Annotated in this window: 14 protein-coding genes; 6 read left to right on the forward strand and 8 right to left on the reverse strand. The window is 70.0% G+C overall.

Annotated features, from left to right (window positions below; all coding sequences use genetic code 11):
* Positions 1 to 40: 40 nt before the first annotated feature.
* The 4 genes from Pph01_RS19225 (at position 41) to Pph01_RS19240 (ending at position 4,832) form a co-directional block, all read left to right on the forward strand.
* Complete coding sequence (locus tag Pph01_RS19225) at positions 41 to 1,366, forward strand: sugar ABC transporter substrate-binding protein (protein WP_204074496.1); 1,326 nt, start codon at positions 41 to 43, stop codon at positions 1,364 to 1,366.
* 6 nt (positions 1,367 to 1,372) lie between these two features.
* On the forward strand, positions 1,373 to 2,389 hold the full coding sequence (locus Pph01_RS19230) for a carbohydrate ABC transporter permease (protein ID WP_204074497.1): 1,017 nt from the start codon (positions 1,373 to 1,375) through the stop codon (positions 2,387 to 2,389).
* Entirely contained in the window at positions 2,386 to 3,237 is an 852-nt protein-coding gene (locus Pph01_RS19235; RefSeq protein ID WP_203882723.1) for a carbohydrate ABC transporter permease, read from the forward strand. Before Pph01_RS19230 ends, Pph01_RS19235 begins: the two co-directional genes overlap by 4 nt.
* Before the next feature lie 101 nt (positions 3,238 to 3,338).
* Positions 3,339 to 4,832 carry a glycoside hydrolase family 3 protein gene (locus Pph01_RS19240; protein WP_204074498.1) on the forward strand — a complete coding sequence of 498 codons (1,494 nt, stop codon included), beginning with the start codon at positions 3,339 to 3,341 and terminating at the stop codon, positions 4,830 to 4,832.
* 57 nt (positions 4,833 to 4,889) lie between these two features.
* Here the strand turns inward: Pph01_RS19240 and Pph01_RS19245 are convergent, their stop codons facing one another.
* Positions 4,890 to 6,068 (reverse strand): ROK family transcriptional regulator, encoded by a 1,179-nt coding sequence (locus Pph01_RS19245; RefSeq protein WP_204074499.1) that lies wholly within the window; start codon positions 6,066 to 6,068, stop codon positions 4,890 to 4,892.
* A 160-nt stretch (positions 6,069 to 6,228) separates the two neighbouring features.
* Positions 6,229 to 7,710, reverse strand: a complete 1,482-nt coding sequence (locus tag Pph01_RS19250; RefSeq protein ID WP_204074500.1) for a cryptochrome/photolyase family protein — start codon at positions 7,708 to 7,710, stop codon at positions 6,229 to 6,231.
* Positions 7,711 to 7,804: 94 nt separating this feature from the next.
* Here Pph01_RS19250 and Pph01_RS19255 point away from each other — a divergent pair, with 94 nt between their 5' ends.
* Together Pph01_RS19255 and Pph01_RS19260 are read left to right on the forward strand one after the other, a co-directional pair.
* Positions 7,805 to 8,269 carry an RrF2 family transcriptional regulator gene (locus tag Pph01_RS19255; RefSeq protein WP_203882727.1) on the forward strand — a complete coding sequence of 155 codons (465 nt, stop codon included), beginning with the start codon at positions 7,805 to 7,807 and terminating at the stop codon, positions 8,267 to 8,269.
* 56 nt (positions 8,270 to 8,325) lie between these two features.
* Positions 8,326 to 9,111: a DNA-formamidopyrimidine glycosylase family protein gene (locus tag Pph01_RS19260; RefSeq protein WP_204074501.1), complete on the forward strand. Its 786-nt coding sequence runs from the start codon at positions 8,326 to 8,328 to the stop codon at positions 9,109 to 9,111.
* On the opposite strand, the gene Pph01_RS19265 is transcribed toward Pph01_RS19260, so the two are convergent.
* From Pph01_RS19265 to Pph01_RS19290, 6 genes are all read right to left on the reverse strand, one after another.
* Positions 9,108 to 9,473 carry a helix-turn-helix domain-containing protein gene (locus tag Pph01_RS19265; RefSeq protein ID WP_204074502.1) on the reverse strand — a complete coding sequence of 122 codons (366 nt, stop codon included), beginning with the start codon at positions 9,471 to 9,473 and terminating at the stop codon, positions 9,108 to 9,110. The two genes, Pph01_RS19260 and Pph01_RS19265, sit on opposite strands and share 4 nt — an antisense overlap.
* Before the next feature lie 253 nt (positions 9,474 to 9,726).
* Positions 9,727 to 10,221 (reverse strand): CinA family protein, encoded by a 495-nt coding sequence (locus tag Pph01_RS19270; RefSeq protein WP_204074503.1) that lies wholly within the window; start codon positions 10,219 to 10,221, stop codon positions 9,727 to 9,729.
* Positions 10,218 to 10,880, reverse strand: coding sequence for a CDP-diacylglycerol--glycerol-3-phosphate 3-phosphatidyltransferase (pgsA, locus tag Pph01_RS19275; protein WP_204074504.1), 663 nt, complete (start codon positions 10,878 to 10,880; stop codon positions 10,218 to 10,220). Before pgsA ends, Pph01_RS19270 begins: the two co-directional genes overlap by 4 nt.
* Positions 10,877 to 12,292: a 30S ribosomal protein S12 methylthiotransferase RimO gene (gene rimO / locus Pph01_RS19280; RefSeq protein WP_204074505.1), complete on the reverse strand. Its 1,416-nt coding sequence runs from the start codon at positions 12,290 to 12,292 to the stop codon at positions 10,877 to 10,879. Before rimO ends, pgsA begins: the two co-directional genes overlap by 4 nt.
* Before the next feature lie 29 nt (positions 12,293 to 12,321).
* Positions 12,322 to 13,047 carry a helix-turn-helix domain-containing protein gene (locus tag Pph01_RS19285; protein WP_204074506.1) on the reverse strand — a complete coding sequence of 242 codons (726 nt, stop codon included), beginning with the start codon at positions 13,045 to 13,047 and terminating at the stop codon, positions 12,322 to 12,324.
* 131 nt (positions 13,048 to 13,178) lie between these two features.
* Entirely contained in the window at positions 13,179 to 15,692 is a 2,514-nt protein-coding gene (locus Pph01_RS19290) for a DNA translocase FtsK (protein ID WP_204074507.1), read from the reverse strand.
* Positions 15,693 to 15,708 lie beyond the last annotated feature (16 nt).

Genomic DNA, 15,708 nt, shown 5'->3' on the forward strand with positions numbered 1-15,708 from the left:
GCGCACCCCCGACGTGAAGCCGGGAAGGGAGAAACCCATCGTGAAGATCGTGAAGATCGCGGTCGCGACAAGCGTCACCGCCGCACTGGCCCTGGGTCTCGCCGCATGCGGCAGCGACTCAGGAACGACCGAGCCGACCGGCGCGCCGGCGGCCTCGGGTCCCAAGTTCGCTGGTCAGACCCTCACGGTCTGGCGGCTCGGCGCGCCCACGGACGTAGCCGACAAGTACATGAACGACCTCAACGCGAAGTTCAAAGAGGTGACCGGCGCCGACGCCAAGGTGCAGTGGATCCCCTGGCCTGACGCGCAGAAGAAGTGGACCGCGGCGCTCGCCGGCGGCGAGGGCCCGGACGTCACCGAGTTCGGCAACGACCAGGTCGCGGCCTGGGTCGCGCAGGACGCGCTGACGGACATCACCGACGTCGTCAAGGGCGACAGCGAGCTCCAGCAGATCCCGCAGAACCTGTGGAGCTACGAGACGATCGACGGCAAGGTCTACGCGGCCCCGTGGGGCGGCGGCACCCGGGCCGTCCTCTACCGCAAGGACTGGTTCGACAAGCTCGGCATCCAGGCGCCCAAGACCTGGGACGAGCTGGTCGCCGCGGGCAAGACGATCGTCGACAAGGAGGGCAAGGACGTCGACGGCTTCGCCTTCAACGGCGGGTCCGACGCGAACATGTCCCTGTCCCCCTTCGTCTGGTCGGCGGGCGGCGACTTCGCCGCCTTCGAGGGCGGCAAGTGGGTGGGCAAGCTCACCCAGCCCGGCTTCAAGGAGGGCTTCCAGTTCTACACGGACCTGGTCGCCAAGGACGGCGTCTCCGGTAAGGGCCGCCTGACGCAGAACTCCGTCGACATCGCCCAGCGCTTCGCCGCCGGCAAGGTCGGCATGTACGTCACCGGTGGCTGGGACATCGCGGCCATCAAGGAGCAGAGCAAGGGCAAGATCGACGAGTCCAAGATGGGCTTCTTCTCGCTCCCCAACAAGGACGGCAGCGGCCCGGCTCCGGCCTTCCAGGGTGGCAACGACATCGCCATCTGGAAGGACACCAAGAACGTCGAGCTCGCGGCCGAGTACCTGAAGCTGGCCTCCGGCAAGGAGTTCGGCGTCCGGTACGCCAAGGAGGGCGGCCTGCTCCCGCTCTACCCGGACGCGCTCACCGAGATGGGCACCGACCCGGCGCAGAAGCCCTTCACCGACACCTTCGCGGTGGCCAAGGGCTTCCCGGCCAGCCCCAACTGGGCGGAGGCCAACGACACCAAGGCGGTGCTGCAGAACGCCGCCCGCTCGGTGATCGACGGCAAGAAGACGGTCGACCAGGCTCTGGCGGACGCCAACGGCGAGCTTGAGACCATCCTCAACCAGTAGGCATTGATGGCTCAGACGTCAACCGTCGCCCGGGGCGGAGGAGACCCCTCCGCCCCGGCGCGCCGGCACAGCCCCCGGCCAAGACGCAGGACCGGCCTGCCCAACTGGCTGGTCCCCTACGCCCTGCTCCTGCCCGGACTCCTGGTCATCGCGGCGCTGTTGCTCTACCCGCTGTACCAGATGGTCGACATGTCCTTCCATCAGGTCGGGCTCCGGCAGATCAGGGCGATCAACCCCACCCCTGCCGAGTTCGTCGGGCTCGACAACTACAACAGCATCTTCGAATCCGACCTCTTCTGGACCTCGCTGCGCAACACCGTGGTCTTCGCGGTCGTCACCGTGGCGCTCACCCTGCTCCTCGGGACGCTCGTCGGCCTGCTGCTCAACAAGCTCGGCCCGAAGATGTCGACGTTCGTCGTCGTCGGCATCATGGCAGCCTGGGCCACCCCGCCCACGGCGCAGGCGGTCGTCTGGAAATGGTTGTTCGACTCCGACGCGGGCGTGGTCAACTGGACGCTGAACCTGCTGCCCGACTGGCTGTCGAACCTGGTTTTCGGCCGGTCGGACTGGAGCGGGCAGCCCTGGTTCAACGACACGATCACGCTCTATCTCGTGCTCATCGTCGCCGTCGTGTGGGCGTCGTTCCCGTTCATCGCGGTGTCGGTGCTCGCGGGACTCAAGAGCATCCCCTCGGAGCTGTACGAGGCGGCGCGGATGGACGGCGCGACCGCGTTGTCCACGTTCAGGAAGATCACCTTCCCGCTGCTCAAGCCGGTCTTCTCGGTGCTGGTCGTCCTGTCGACCATCTGGGACTTCAAGGTCTTCACCCAGCTCTACCTGCTGGCGGGCGGCACGGTGAATCGTGACGCGTTCAACCTCTCGTTGTGGAGCTACGCCGAGGCCTTCAGCAGCCCGCCGAAGATGGGACTCGGCGCCGCGATCGCCGTCGTGCTGACAGGCATCCTGCTGGTCATCACCTTCGTTTACGTCCGCAACATCATCAAGACGGAGGACGTGCGATGAGCCCGCTCGCCAGGAAGAGGCTCGGCCGGGTCGCGCTCAACGCGGCCGGCGTCGCGGTGTTCCTGTTCGCCGTCTTCCCCGTCTACTGGATGGTCGCCACGGCCTTCAAGCCGAACGACCAGATCTTCACCACCAGCTTCATCCCGTTCCCCGACCCTCCGTCGATGGACCACGTGTCCCGCGTCTTCACTCAGGGCGTGGCCGGGAACTCCATCTGGCGCTATCTGCTCAACAGCACGATCGTGGCCCTCAGCGCGGTCGTCATCGGCGCGGTCTTCGCACTGCTCGCGGCGACCGCGGTGGCGCGGTTCCGGTTCCGGTTCCGCACCTCGTTCCTCATCCTGCTGCTGATCGTGCAGATGGTGCCCGCGGAGGCGCTGCTGATCCCGCTGTTCACCATGGTCAAGCGGCTCGGCCTGTACGACCAGTTGCTCGGGCTGATCGTCATCAACGTGGGCCTGACGCTGCCGTTCTCCGTGTGGATGTTGCGCACGTTCGTCGCGGCGGTCCCGAAGGAGCTGGAGGAGGCGTCCTGGATCGACGGCGCCGGCCGGTTCACCACCTTCTGGCGGGTCCTGTTCCCGCTGGTCGCACCTGGCCTGGTGGCGACGAGCATCTTCTCGTTCATCACCACGTGGAACGAGTTCGTCTTCGCCCTCACCCTCATCGGCGACCAGGGCAAGTACACGATGCCCGTCGCCCTGCAGTTCTTCGTCGGCCAGCGGTCGACGGACTGGGGCGGCATCATGGCCGCCTCGACCCTGATGACCATTCCGGTCCTCATCTTCTTCCTGCTCGTCCAGCGGCGCATGGTCTCCGGACTCGTCGCGGGCGCAGTCAAGGGATAACCCCGCTACGGGCACCCGTACGGCCCCGCCCCACGAAGGCGTGGCCCGTACGGGCATGCCCGCGACATCCGCACCTCCTACAGGTAAGGAGCCGAGACAGCATGTCTGCCTCATCCCGCGATCTCCCTCCGTCGGAGGGGATCGCCGGCTTCTCCGCGAACATCAGCGATCGGGGGCTGCATCGTCTCGCGGCCGGCACGCTGCTCGTCGCCTTCCACGGCACCACCGCCCCCGACTGGGTCCTCCGGGAACTGGAGAACGGCCTCGGGGGCGTCACCCTGTTCGGCTTCAACGTCGCGGACTCCGCCCAGCTCACCGCCCTGACGGGACAGCTCACGGATGCCGGGCGCCCGATCATCTCCCTCGACGAGGAGGGCGGCGACGTCACCCGGCTGGCCTACCACACCGGGAGCCCCTATCCGGGCAACGCGGCGCTCGGGGCCGTCGACGACGTCGAACTGACCGAGCGGGTCTACCACTCCATCGCGTCCGAACTGGTCCGGTGCGGAGTGAACCTCGACATGGGACCGGTCGCCGACGTCAACACGGCCGACGACAACCCGGTGATCGGAACCAGGTCCTTCGGCCCGTCTCCGGACCTCGTGGCACGGCACACCGTGGCCGCGGTCCGCGGCCTCCAGTCGCTCGGGGTGGCCGCCTGCGTCAAGCACTTCCCCGGCCACGGAGCGACCCGGCAAGACTCCCATCTGGAGATCCCGGTCGTCGACGCGTCCCCCGAGCTGCTGCGGGCGCGCGAGCTCGTCCCGTTCCGCGCGGCGATCGAGGCCGGCACCAAGTCGATCATGACGGCGCACGTCTCCGTCCCTGGACTGACCGGCGCCGTCCCCGCCACGCTGAGCTCGCAGGCGCTGACCGGCCTGCTCCGCGAGGAGATGGCGTACGACGGCGTGGTGATCACCGACGCGCTCGACATGCATGCGATCACCAAGAGCGTGGGGCTCGGCGGCGGCGCCGTCATGTCGCTGCGGGCGGGCTCGGACCTGCTCTGCCTGGGGCCGTTGCCGACGCCCGAGGAGATCCAGGCGATGCTCGCCGAGATCGTGGCCGCCGTCTCCGACGGCCGCCTGCCCGCCGCCCGGCTGGAAGAGGCGAACGAGCGCGTCGAGCGGCTGCGGCGCTGGTTCTCCGCACCGCGGCAGGGTATCGGCGAGGGCAACGTCATCGGCCTCGACGCCGCACGCCGCGCGGTCTCGCTGACGGGATCGGCGGCGCCGCTGGTCGACCCCCTCGTGATCGAGGTGGACACTCCGCCGACCATCGCGGTGGGCGACGTGCCGTGGGGGTTCGCGCCCTGGCTGCCGGAGGCGGAGGTCGTCCGGGTGAAGCCCGAGGAGGCCGACGGCGTGGCGCTGCTGGGCCGTGCGGCGGCCCGGTCGCTGGTCATCGTGGTCAAGGACGCCCACCGCCATGCGCGTACCCGGTCGTTCGTGTCCGACCTGGTCGCCGCACGCCCCGACGCGGTCGTCGTCGAGATGGGCCTGCCGGTCTGGCGCCCCGAGGCCGCCGCCTACATCGCGACGTACGGCGCCGCCCGGCCCAACGCCCAGGCGGCGGCGGAGTTGCTGACCGCCTGAGCCGCCACCCGCGGCGCCAGCGGGGGCTGCGCCGCGGGTGGTCCACCCGCCGCCTCGTCAGGAGGCGAAGATGTCCTCGCGCGCCTGATCCAGGGCGGCGAGGACGGCGCCCCGCAACACCGGCTTTCCGCCGACCTCGCTGGTGACGACCTCGGGACGGATCGGGCAGATCCTGGCCACGGCCTCCTCCACCCGGGAGGTCAGGCCGGTTCCCCCCGCCTGCCCCACTTCCCCGGCGAGCACCACGAGCCCGGGGTCGAGCACCACGCACACCGACGCGACGCCGAGCGCGAGCCGGGAGGCGATCTCGTCGAGCAGCCGGTCTCCTCGGGCGCCGGCCGCCACGGCCTGGGTCACGCAGTCGGCGGCGCTCGTTCCCGAGAAGCCGAACTCCCTGGCGAGCTCGGTCACGGCCTCCGCGCTGATCAGCGACTGGAGGCCGCCCGAGAGGGACGGCAGCCGGCCCGGAGTGGCCTTGACGTCCTCGGCCAGCGGCACGCCGGGCACGGGAAGGTACCCGATCTCCCCCGCGCTGCCCGAACGGCCGCGGTGCAGCCGCCCGCCGAGCACGACCGCGAGGCCGATGCCCCGGCCCACCCACAGGAGGACGAAGTCGTCGACCGTCTGGGCGGCCCCCCTGGCCCGCTCGGCGATCGCGGCGAGGTTCACGTCGTTCTCGATCGTGAGGTCCCGGCGCAGGTCCCTGGCCAGCGCCTCGTGGATGCCCTCGTGCCAGTGCGGCAGGTCGAAGGAGAAGCGCACGTCGCCGGTGCGCGGATCCACGACTCCCGGAGCGCCGATCACCACGCCCCGCAGCCGCGACAACGCCACCTTGGCCGAACGGCACGCCTTGACCACGGCGTTGTGCACGACGGACACCGGGTCGTCCTGCCCGTCGGGCACAGCGGTGACCTCGGCGATGACGTCGCCGTTGATGTCCGCGATCGCGGCGGTGACCGAGTCGGGGCCGACCTCGAGACCCGCGACGTAGGCGCACGACGGGATGACGCCGTAGAGGGCCGCGTTCGGCCCGCGGTTGCCCGCCTGCTCCCCGACGACCTCCACCAGACCGCGCTCCTCGAGGCGGGCAAGCGTCTGGGAGGCGGTGACCTTCGAGAGCCCGGTCAGCTCGCCGATCTGGCCGCGCGTCAGCGGCCCCGAGGCGAGCAACAACTCCAGTGCGGCCCGGTCGTTTATCTCCCGGAGCAGCCTGGGCACGCCAGGACGTCGCTCCATGCTCCTGCTTTCTATCGTCGCCCCCGTGGAACCGGCGCCATCGGCGCCCGCAAATCGTCAACAAAGTTTCCTGCAAGCTTAGCGAGCGGACAAGGCCGCGCAGCTTTCGGTGGACGCCGTTCACGTCGCCCCCGCTGTACGGCGCCGCGCGAAGGCCGGCTCACGGTGGCGCGTCCCCGCGGTCCGCCTCGATCGCGCGGACCTCGTCGAGGTCGGCCAGCCGGCGCATCCCGTGCACGCTGCGCGACGTGCGGGGGTTGGCGGCCAGGAGCTCCTCGTTGCGCGCGACGAAGGACCAGTAGCCGGTGGTGAAGGGGCAGGCGTCGGCCCCCGTCCGCCGGTCGGGCCGGTACCGGCAGTCATGGCAGAAGTCGCTCATCCGGTTGATGTACGCCCCGGCGGAGGCGTAGGGCTTGGTCGCGAGCAGGCCGCCGTCGGCGTGCTGGGACATGCCGACGACGTTGGGCGTCATCACCCAGTCGTAGCCGTCGACGAAACACCGGTGGAACCAGTCCGTGAGCCGCTCCGGCTCGAACGCGCGCTGCAGGGCGTAGTTGCCGAGCACCATCAGCCGGACGATGTGGTGGGCGAACCCGTGGTCGCGGACCTGGCGGAGCGCCCACGACAGGCAGCGCGCCTCCACCGCGTCCGCGTCGAGTTCCGCGAACCACGCGGGCAGCGCGGTGTGGGCGGACAGGCGGTTCTCCCGGCGGTAGCCGGGCCCCAGATGCCAGTAGAGATGCCAGACGTAGTCCCGCCACCCGATGAGCTGCCGGATGTAGCCCTCCGCGCTCCGCAGCGGCACATGGCCCTCCTGATAGGCCGTCTCGGCCTCCCGGACGCAGTCCATGGGGTCGAGCAGCCCCAGGTTGAGCGCGGGCGACAGCAGGCTGTGCGCCATGACCGGATCGCCTGACGACATGGCGTCCTGGTACGGCCCGAAGCACGGCAGCCGGTCGGCGACGAAGCGGGCCAGCGCCTCGGCGGCCTCGGCCCGGGTCGCGGGGAAGGCGCGCGGGCCGTCCCTGCCGACGAACGAGACCACGCCGTCGCGTTCCCAGCGGTCGAGATCCCGCCGGACCTCCTCGTCGATCTCGTCCTCCACCGGACGCCACGGCCCCGGCACGCCGAGGCCTCCGCGCGGCGGCGGTTCCCGGTTGTCCGCGTCGAAGTTCCATCGGCCGCCGGCGGGTTCGGCTCCGTCCATCAGCACGCCCAGGCGCCGCCGGGCGTCGCGGTAGAAGTCCTCCATGAGCAGCCGGCGGTCACCGCGTCCCTCGGCCCAGGCCGCGAAATCCTCCCGCGAAGTGGTGAAGCCACGGGCCGGCAACACGGTCACCCGCGCCCTGCCGGAGACGAAGGCAGCCGCCGCGTGGCTGGTCGGGTGGCACACGGTGAGCGGCTCCCCGGCCGCGTCGAGTGCCTCGCCGTACGTGCGGGTCCTGGCGAAGATGACCCGGTCTCCGAGCTCCGCCGCCCGGTGGCGCAGAGCGGACAGGACCAGGTGGGCCTTCTGCCGGTGGAAGCGCCTGCGCTCCAGCACCGAGCGGGCCTCCACCAGCAGCACCGGCTGGTCGTCGTCGTCGAGGAAGTGGTCCCCGAGTTGGTCGGCGAACAGCCAGCGCCTGTGTCCGTTCCCCATATCTCATGCTAGGCGGGGGCCGTCGGCGATCTCCGGGGCGTCAGTTGCGAGGTTGCCGTCTAACCAATGCCAACCAGGCGGGATAATCGAATACATGCGACTTTCTGCCCGTGTCGACTACGCCCTCCGTGCCGCCGCCGAGCTCGCCGCCGCAGGCGAGGGCCCCACAACGGTGGGCGAGCTGGCAAAGGGGCAGGAAATGCCCCCCAAATACTTGGAGAACATCCTCCTGCAGATGCGCCGGGCCGGGCTCGTCCGCGGTCAGCGCGGCCCCGAGGGCGGTTATGTGCTGGCCCGCCCCGCGAGCCAGATTTCGCTCGCCGACGTGATCCGGGCCGTCGACGGGCCGCTCGCCAACGTCCGGGGCGAACGGCCGGAGCATGTGGGCTACCTGGGCGCCGCCCAGGCGTTGCAGCAGGTGTGGATCGCGCTTCGGGCCAGTGAGCGGGCCATCCTCGAGGAGGTCACGCTCGAGCAGATCGCCAAGGGTGAGCTGCCCGCGCGCGTGACCGAGCTCTCCTCCGACCCGTCGGCCTGGAATTCGCACACTCCGGTCTGATCCGCCGGTCCCCCTTCTCGCAGGTGGCGCGGTGACGCGCCGGAGAGACGGTCCGCATGCCCGAAGGTGACGCGGTCTACCGGACCGCGAAGCGGCTCAGGGAGGCACTCGACGGGCGGGTGCTGACCCGGTCGGACTTCCGGGTCCCCCGGCACGCCACCGCCGACCTGCGCGGCCGCGCCGTGATCACGACCGTCTCGTACGGCAAGCACCTGCTCACCCGGGTCCAGGGCGGCGTCACGGTCCACACCCATCTGCGGATGGACGGCAGCTGGCGGGTGGTGGCGACGGGGCGGCCCGCCCCTCGGGGCGACGTCGTCCGGCTGATCCTGGCCAACGAGGAGTGGACCGCCCTGGGCCTCAAGCTGGGAATGGTCGATCTCGTTCCCACGGATCGGGAGGATCGGGTCGTCGGCCATCTGGGGCCCGACCTGCTCGGCCCGGACTGGGACGCGGCGCGGGCGGCGTCGAATCTGCGGGGGGATCCGCGGCGCACGATCGGGGAGGCGCTCCTGGATCAGCGCAATCTGGCGGGGATCGGCACGATCTGGCGGGCCGAGACGCTCTTCGCCGCGCGTCTGTCGCCATGGCGGTCGGTGGAGTCGATTCCACCCGGTGATCTGGACTCGCTGATGACGCTCGCGCACCGGCTCATGGACGCGAGCAAGGACGCACCGCTACCGGTCACGACGGGCGATCTCCGGCCTGGGCGCTCACTCTTCGTGTACGGCAGGGCCCGCCGCCCCTGCCGCGTCTGCGGGTACCCGATCAGCAGCGGAGAGATGGGGGAACAGCCATACGAACGGTTGATCTTCTGGTGCCGCGTCTGCCAGCCCGGCTAGGCGGCGACCATGTCCTTTACCTCGGGGAAACCGTCGAAACCGGAGTCGGAGATGGCACCCGGCACGGTCTCGGGGACGGGCAGCCTCTCGTGCTCCGGCACATCGGCCATCACAGGAGCGGCCTGGAGTTCGGCGAGCGCGAACTGGTCGGACACCTCACGCAACACCTGAGAAAGCGGCACACCGAGGGCGCCGCAGATCGAGGCGAGCAGCTCCGACGAGGCTTCCTTCTGGCCGCGCTCGACCTCGGACAGGTACCCGAGCGAGACGCGCGCGAGCGTGGAGACCTCGCGAAGGGTGCGATTCTGCCGCACCCTCAGCCGCCGCAGCACGTCACCGAGCAGCTGACGCAGCAGGACCATCTGTCGCTCCCTCCCCAGCGGGGGCGCCTTGACGACGCCTCGCGCGGTGGGCTCATGTCGCCCGTTCTTCGAACGCCCTTCGTACATGCTCCTCGCCGTCATCATCGATTCGTTCGGCCCCTTCGCCGGACGCGTGCCTGACTTGCTCCTCGCCGATGGCTCACGGACCTCACTCACACATCCACCGTACCTGTAGAGGGCAACACCGCGGCAGACCGTGGTGAGCATGTTCGCTGGTGACGTAACGCGGTAATCACCCAGAATGTTCCCCCGTATTTGCCTCCAGCACACCTGCGAGCAGGCCCAAAGCCTCCGCACATGTCCCTGTTCGTATGGCTTCGCGATCTCCGTCAAGGCGCAGATCCCGGTGCCAGACGCGGTCTCCGGGACCCCGCAGGGCGATGTGGACCGTGCCCACCGGCCTGCCGTCCTGAGGGTCGGGTCCGGCCACCCCGGTCACCGCGAGCCCGAAGTCGGATCCTGTGAGTTCGCGCACTCCGGCCGCCATCGCCGCCGCGACGTCGGGGTGGACCGCGCCCTCTCTCTCCAGCAGTTCCGGGGGAACCCCGAGCAACTCGGCCTTGAGCTCGGTCGCGTAGGCGATGACGCCGCCCCGGAACGCCGCCGACGCCCCCGCCGGGCCGGTCAGGGTCGCTCCGATGAGACCACCCGTCAGCGACTCGGCCACGGAGATCGTGGCGTTGCGCCGGATCAGCGACGCGAGGATCCGCGTGGCGTCGGCCGTCATTCGGACCGCGCCGCCTTGGCCACCCGCCTGAGCCGGATCGCCCGGAACACGTAGTCGGCTCCGGTTCCGACGGTCACGAGCAGAGCGAGCCCCAGAGTGATCCACCGGAGCGGGCCGGGGACACCGGGGAGGATGTACAGGCCGATGGCGACGATCTGCAGCACGGTCTTGACCTTGCCGCCGTAGCTCGCCGGGATGACGCCGTGCCGGATCACCATGAAGCGCAGGAGGGTGACGCCGGCCTCCCTGGCGATCACGACGATGGTCACCCACCAGGGGATCTCCCCCAGGATCGACAGGCTGACGAGCGCGGAGCCGATCAGCGCCTTGTCCGCGATCGGGTCGGCGATCTTGCCGAAATCGGTGATCAGGGCGTACTTCCTGGCGAGCCAGCCGTCGAGCTGGTCGGTGACCGAGGCGACGACGAAGACGCCGAGGGCGGCGTACCGCCACCCCTGCCCCTCGACGAACAGGAAGACCGTGAAGACCGGGACGATCGCCAGCCGCGCGATGGTCAGCACGTTGGCGATGTTCCACGTGCTGACGCGCCGGATCAGCGGCTCGGCCGGCGCGGGCGCCACGGAGGGGGGCTGAGCCGCCGTCGCGGCTTCCGGCGGGCTCGGGGCCGCGCCGGAGGGGGGTTCGATTCGATCCGTCATGCGCCTGCCTTGATCCGGGCGATCAGGTCAACCCCCTCCGAATCGACGACGACCGCCTGGACGATCTGACCGGGGATCAGGCCGATGCCCTGAACCGTGACCGAGCCGTCCACCTCGGGCCCCTGATGGGCCGCACGGCCTTCGTAGCCGCCGTCTCCCAGGTCCTCCTCGATCAGGACCTCGAGCTCGGTTCCTATGCGCTCCTCGGCCCGCTGAGCGGTCAGCTCCTCGGCGAGCTCGCTCAGCGCCGCGACCCGCTCGTCGACGACGTCCTGGTCGAGTTTGTCCTCGAAGGAGAACGCCTCGGTGCCCTCCTCGTCGGAGTAGCCGAAGACGCCGATCACGTCGAGCCGCGCCTCCTCGAGGAACGCCGTCAGCTCGTCGAACTGGTCCTGGGTCTCCCCCGGGAAGCCGACGATGAAGTTGGACCGCACGCCCGCCTCGGGCGCGAGTTCGCGGACGCGCTCCAGCAGGTCGAGGAAGCGCCGCGGGTCGCCGAAGCGCCGCATGCGCCGCAACACGGGACCGCTCGCGTGCTGGAAGGACAGGTCGAAGTAGGGCGCGACGCCCTCGGTCGAGGCGATGACCTCCAAGAGGCCGGGGCGCAGCTCGGCGGGCTGGAGGTAGCTGACCCTGACCCGCTCGATCCCCTTGGTCCCGGCGAGCTGGGGCAGCAGCTTCTCCAGTGCCCGCAGGTCGCCCAGGTCCTTGCCGTACGACGTCGAGTTCTCGCTGACGAGCACGAGCTCGCGGACGCCCTCGCCGGCCAGCCACTCGGCCTCGGCGAGCAGTTCCTCCGGCCGCCGCGAGACGTACGAGCCGCGGAAGGCCGGGATCGCGCAGAACGTGCACCTGCGGTCGCACCCCGACGCGAGCTTCAGCGCGGCCACAGGTCCCCCGGTCAGCCGCTTCCTGAGCGTCCTGGGCCCGCTGGCGGGCGCGAGGCCCTCGGGGAGGGTGTCCGAGGGCGCGCCGTGCCCGGGGATGTGCGCGTGCACGGCGGAGCGGTCCACGGGACTGATCGGCAGCAGCGTTCGCCGGTCCCGTGGGGAGTGCGGCGTCAGCGCCCTGCCCTCGAGCACGTCGTCGAGGCGCGCCCCGATGTCGGTGTAGTCGTCGAAGGAGATCACGGCGGCCTCGGGCAGGGCGCCGGCCAGCTGCTCGCCGTACCTTTCCGCCATGCAGCCGGCCGCCACCACCTTCGCGCCCGAGTCGGCCGCGGCGAGCAGGGTGTCGATGGAGTCCTTCTTCGCCGAGTCGATGAAGCCGCACGTGTTGACGACGATGACGTCAGGGTCGTCGTCGTGCATCTGCCAGCCGGCAGCCTCGAGCCGGGCCGCCAGCTCCTCAGAGTCGACCTCGTTGCGTGCGCAACCCAATGTGACCAGCGATACGGTTCGGCGAGAAGACATGATGAACCTACGGTATCGGGAGTAGGCCCCTAACGGGCACTCGGGATGCCGAGCCCGAATGACCGCCGCACGGTCTGGCCGTCCCTCCCGAGGGTACCCAGGTCCTTGCCGTTGACCTCCAGCCGGACCGCCCCTGCGTCACCGATGACGACCTTCACCTTGTCCTTGGCCGTCCACGTGACCGTCTTCCCCTGCTCGAGAGTGCCCTGGAAGATCCGGTGGTTCTTGGCGTCCCTGACGTTTATCCAGGCCGGCTTCACGGCGGACGCCTTGACCACGACGACGTCCCGGGCGACCTGCGGCGCCTTGGCGTGGTGGACCTTGGCGTCGGACGCCCCCACGGGAGCCTCGGCCGCCGTCGTCTTCGCGTCCGAACCCCCGAGCAGCCGCACGATCGCGAAGATGACGACGATCGCCAGGGCGACCGCCGCGGCCATCGTCCAGTTCGGCATCCGGCGCCCGTGCTTGCCGGGGAAGAGGTTGTTGACGTTGAACACGGTCGCCGCGCGGACAGGCGGGCGGGTGTCCGCGTGGACGTCGTCGTATTCCCGGATGATCGGATCCGGCTCCACCCCCAGATAGCCGGCGATCGCCCTGATGTGCCCGCGCGCGTAGAAGTCGCCTCCACACGCGGAGAAGTCGTCCCGCTCGATGCCGTGGATGATCGTTTCTCGGATATTTGTGCGATCACTGAGCTGGCTAACGGTCAGTTCGGCGTTCTGTCTCGCCTCCGACAGAGCAGCGCCAACACTCATTAGGTCACGCCCCCTCGCCCGAGCTTCTAGTTGTCCTACATTGCGTAGTTAATCACATTCAACCAGTAATCGCTACGCAGAGTACAGGCGAGAACACCCAAAGCATTCATCGGCACGCCGGGCGGTTGTTCTCACTGTCCTCGCAGGTCGGCCAGGAGACCGGGCAGATCGTCGGGTTTGACCATGACCTCGCGAGCCTTGGAGCCCTCGCTCGGCCCCACGACGTTGCGGCTCTCCAGCAGGTCCATCAGGCGGCCCGCCTTGGCGAAGCCGACGCGGAGCTTGCGCTGGAGCATCGAGGTCGAGCCGAACTGGGTGGAGACGATCAGTTCGGCGGCCTGGATCAGCAGCTCGAGATCGTCGCCGATCTCCTCGTCGACCTCGCGCTTCGCCGCGGCCGGCGCGGCCACGTCGTCGCGGTACTCGACCTGCATCTGCGTCTTGCAGTGCGCGACGACCTCCGCGATCTCCTTCTCGGAGACGAAGGCGTTCTGCAGCCGGATCGGCTTGCTCGCGCCCATCGGCAGGAAGAGCGCGTCGCCCTGCCCGACCAGCTTCTCCGCGCCGGGCTGGTCGAGGATGACCCGCGAATCGGCGAGGGACGAGGTGGCGAACGCGAGACGCGACGGCACGTTGGCCTTGATCAGGCCGGTCACCACGTCGACCGAGGGGCGCTGGGTGGCGATGACCAGATGGATCCCCGCGGCTCGGGCCAGCTGGGTGATGCGGACGATCGAGTCCTCGACGTCACGCGGGGCGACCATCATCAGGTCGGCGAGCTCGTCGACGATCACGAGGAGGTAGGGGTAGGGCTGGTAGACCCGCTCGCTCCCGGGCGGCGGCACCAGCTTGCCCGCCCGGACGGCCTTGTTGAAGTCGTCGACGTGCCGGAAGCCGCTGGCCGCGAGGTCGTCGTACCTGCGGTCCATCTCCCCCACGACCCACTCGAGGGCCTCGGCGGCCTTCTTCGGGTTCGTGATGATCGGCGTGATGAGGTGGGGGATGCCCTCGTAGGTGTTGAGCTCGACCCGCTTGGGGTCCACCAGCACCATGCGGACCTCGTCGGGCGTCGACCGCATGAGGATCGAGGAGATCAGGCCGTTGATGCAGGTCGACTTGCCCGCGCCGGTGGCGCCGGCGATGAGGATGTGCGGCATCTTCGCCAGGTTGGCGACGATCGTGCGGCCCTCGACGTCCTTGCCGAGGCCGACGATCATGGGATGGTGGTCGGCCTGCGCCACCTGCGAGCGCAGCACGTCACCCAGGGACACGAGGTCCTTGTCGGTGTTCGGGATCTCCACCCCGATCGCCGACTTGCCGGGGATCGGGGACAGGATCCGGACGTCCGCCGACTTGACGGCGTAGGCGATGTTCTTGGTGAGGGCGGTGACCTTCTCCACCTTGACCGCCGGGCCGAGCTCGATCTCGTAGCGGGTGACCGTCGGCCCCCGGGTGAACCCGATCACCTGGGCGTCGATGCCGAACTGCTCGAGCACGCTCGTCAGCGCGTTCACCACGACCGTGTTGGCCTTGGTCTGCGGCTTGGGCGCGCTGCCCGGGCGCAGCAGCTTCGGGTCAGGCAGCGTGTACGGCCCGGCCTGCGGGGAGAGCACGAGCTGCTCGACCTTGCGCGGGGCGGGTGTGGGGAGGGGCGGCTGGGCGGGCGACTTCGCCGGCTCGGCCTCGACGCCCTCCATCGCCTCCGCGTCGTCGACCAGGCCGGGCACGATCTCCGGGGAGTGGTCCTTGTCCGACAACACCGGGGTGTCGTACGGCTTGACGTTGTCGCCGACCTCGCGCTTGTCGTCCGCCTGCTTCTTACTCCGCTTCCTCGGCGGCGTCGCGGGCTTCGGCTCGCCGTCCTCGTCCGGCCGCTGGAAGAGCAGGTGCCTGATCTCGTTGAACCGTTCGGGGATCCGGTGGACGGGCGTGGCCGTGATCACCAGCACGCCGAACCCGGACAGCATGAGCAGGAGCGGGATCGTGATGAACGCGGGCAGGATGCTCGACGGCGGGGCCGACACGATGAACCCGAGCATGCCGCCCGCGGCCGACACCTTGTCCATGCCGTCGGTGGGGCCGCCGGAGGGATAGGGCGTGCCGTGCGCGACGTGCACGACGCCGAGGACGCCGACGAGCAGCGCCGTCCAGCCGATCCCCATCCGGCCGGTCTCGGCGTTCTGGTCGGGGTGGCGCAGCAGCCGCCACGCGAGCAGTGCGAGCAGGACGGGCACGCACCAGGCGAACGACCCGACGACGCCGCGCAGCGCCGCGTCGACGACCAGGGAGATCCCGCTCTTGGTGTCGCGCCAGACCATCGTCGCCAGCACGATCGCGCCCGCGAGCACCGACAGGCCGACGCCGTCGCGCCGGTGCGCCGGATCGAGGTCGCGCGCGCCCTGGCCGAGCGCCCGGGCCGCCGCGCCCATGCCGTGCGCGAGCAGCAGCCACAGGCCGATGACCAGCTTGCCGATCATCAGGAAGACCCAGCTGATGGGATCCTGCCCTGTCGCCACCGCGCGCTTGCTCGCGGGCCGGGAGGATGTCCTGCCCCGGGCCGGTGAACGCTTCGCGGAAGTCGTGCGAGACCCGGAGCGCGGTGTCGGGCGCTTCCCGGAACCCTTTCCGGACGTACGGGTGGCCATGATGCCGAAGGTACCC

Source organism: Planotetraspora phitsanulokensis (assembly GCF_016863295.1).
GTDB classification, from domain to species: domain Bacteria; phylum Actinomycetota; class Actinomycetes; order Streptosporangiales; family Streptosporangiaceae; genus Planotetraspora; species Planotetraspora phitsanulokensis.

What these genes read in the sequence shown, in the direction of transcription:
- Pph01_RS19230 (WP_204074497.1), top strand. Translation starts at nt 1,373, where the DNA reads ATGGCTCAGACGTCAACCGTCGCCCGGGGCGGAGGAGACCCCTCCGCC.
- Pph01_RS19235 (WP_203882723.1), top strand. Translation starts at nt 2,386, where the DNA reads ATGAGCCCGCTCGCCAGGAAGAGGCTCGGCCGGGTCGCGCTCAACGCG.
- Pph01_RS19240 (WP_204074498.1), top strand. Translation starts at nt 3,339, where the DNA reads ATGTCTGCCTCATCCCGCGATCTCCCTCCGTCGGAGGGGATCGCCGGC.
- Pph01_RS19245 (WP_204074499.1), bottom strand. Translation starts at nt 6,068, where the DNA reads ATGGAGCGACGTCCTGGCGTGCCCAGGCTGCTCCGGGAGATAAACGAC.
- Pph01_RS19250 (WP_204074500.1), bottom strand. Translation starts at nt 7,710, where the DNA reads ATGGGGAACGGACACAGGCGCTGGCTGTTCGCCGACCAACTCGGGGAC.
- Pph01_RS19255 (WP_203882727.1), top strand. Translation starts at nt 7,805, where the DNA reads ATGCGACTTTCTGCCCGTGTCGACTACGCCCTCCGTGCCGCCGCCGAG.
- Pph01_RS19260 (WP_204074501.1), top strand. Translation starts at nt 8,326, where the DNA reads ATGCCCGAAGGTGACGCGGTCTACCGGACCGCGAAGCGGCTCAGGGAG.
- Pph01_RS19265 (WP_204074502.1), bottom strand. Translation starts at nt 9,473, where the DNA reads ATGGTCCTGCTGCGTCAGCTGCTCGGTGACGTGCTGCGGCGGCTGAGG.
- Pph01_RS19270 (WP_204074503.1), bottom strand. Translation starts at nt 10,221, where the DNA reads ATGACGGCCGACGCCACGCGGATCCTCGCGTCGCTGATCCGGCGCAAC.
- pgsA (WP_204074504.1), bottom strand. Translation starts at nt 10,880, where the DNA reads ATGACGGATCGAATCGAACCCCCCTCCGGCGCGGCCCCGAGCCCGCCG.
- rimO (WP_204074505.1), bottom strand. Translation starts at nt 12,292, where the DNA reads ATGTCTTCTCGCCGAACCGTATCGCTGGTCACATTGGGTTGCGCACGC.
- Pph01_RS19285 (WP_204074506.1), bottom strand. Translation starts at nt 13,047, where the DNA reads ATGAGTGTTGGCGCTGCTCTGTCGGAGGCGAGACAGAACGCCGAACTG.
- Pph01_RS19290 (WP_204074507.1), bottom strand. Translation starts at nt 15,692, where the DNA reads ATGGCCACCCGTACGTCCGGAAAGGGTTCCGGGAAGCGCCCGACACCG.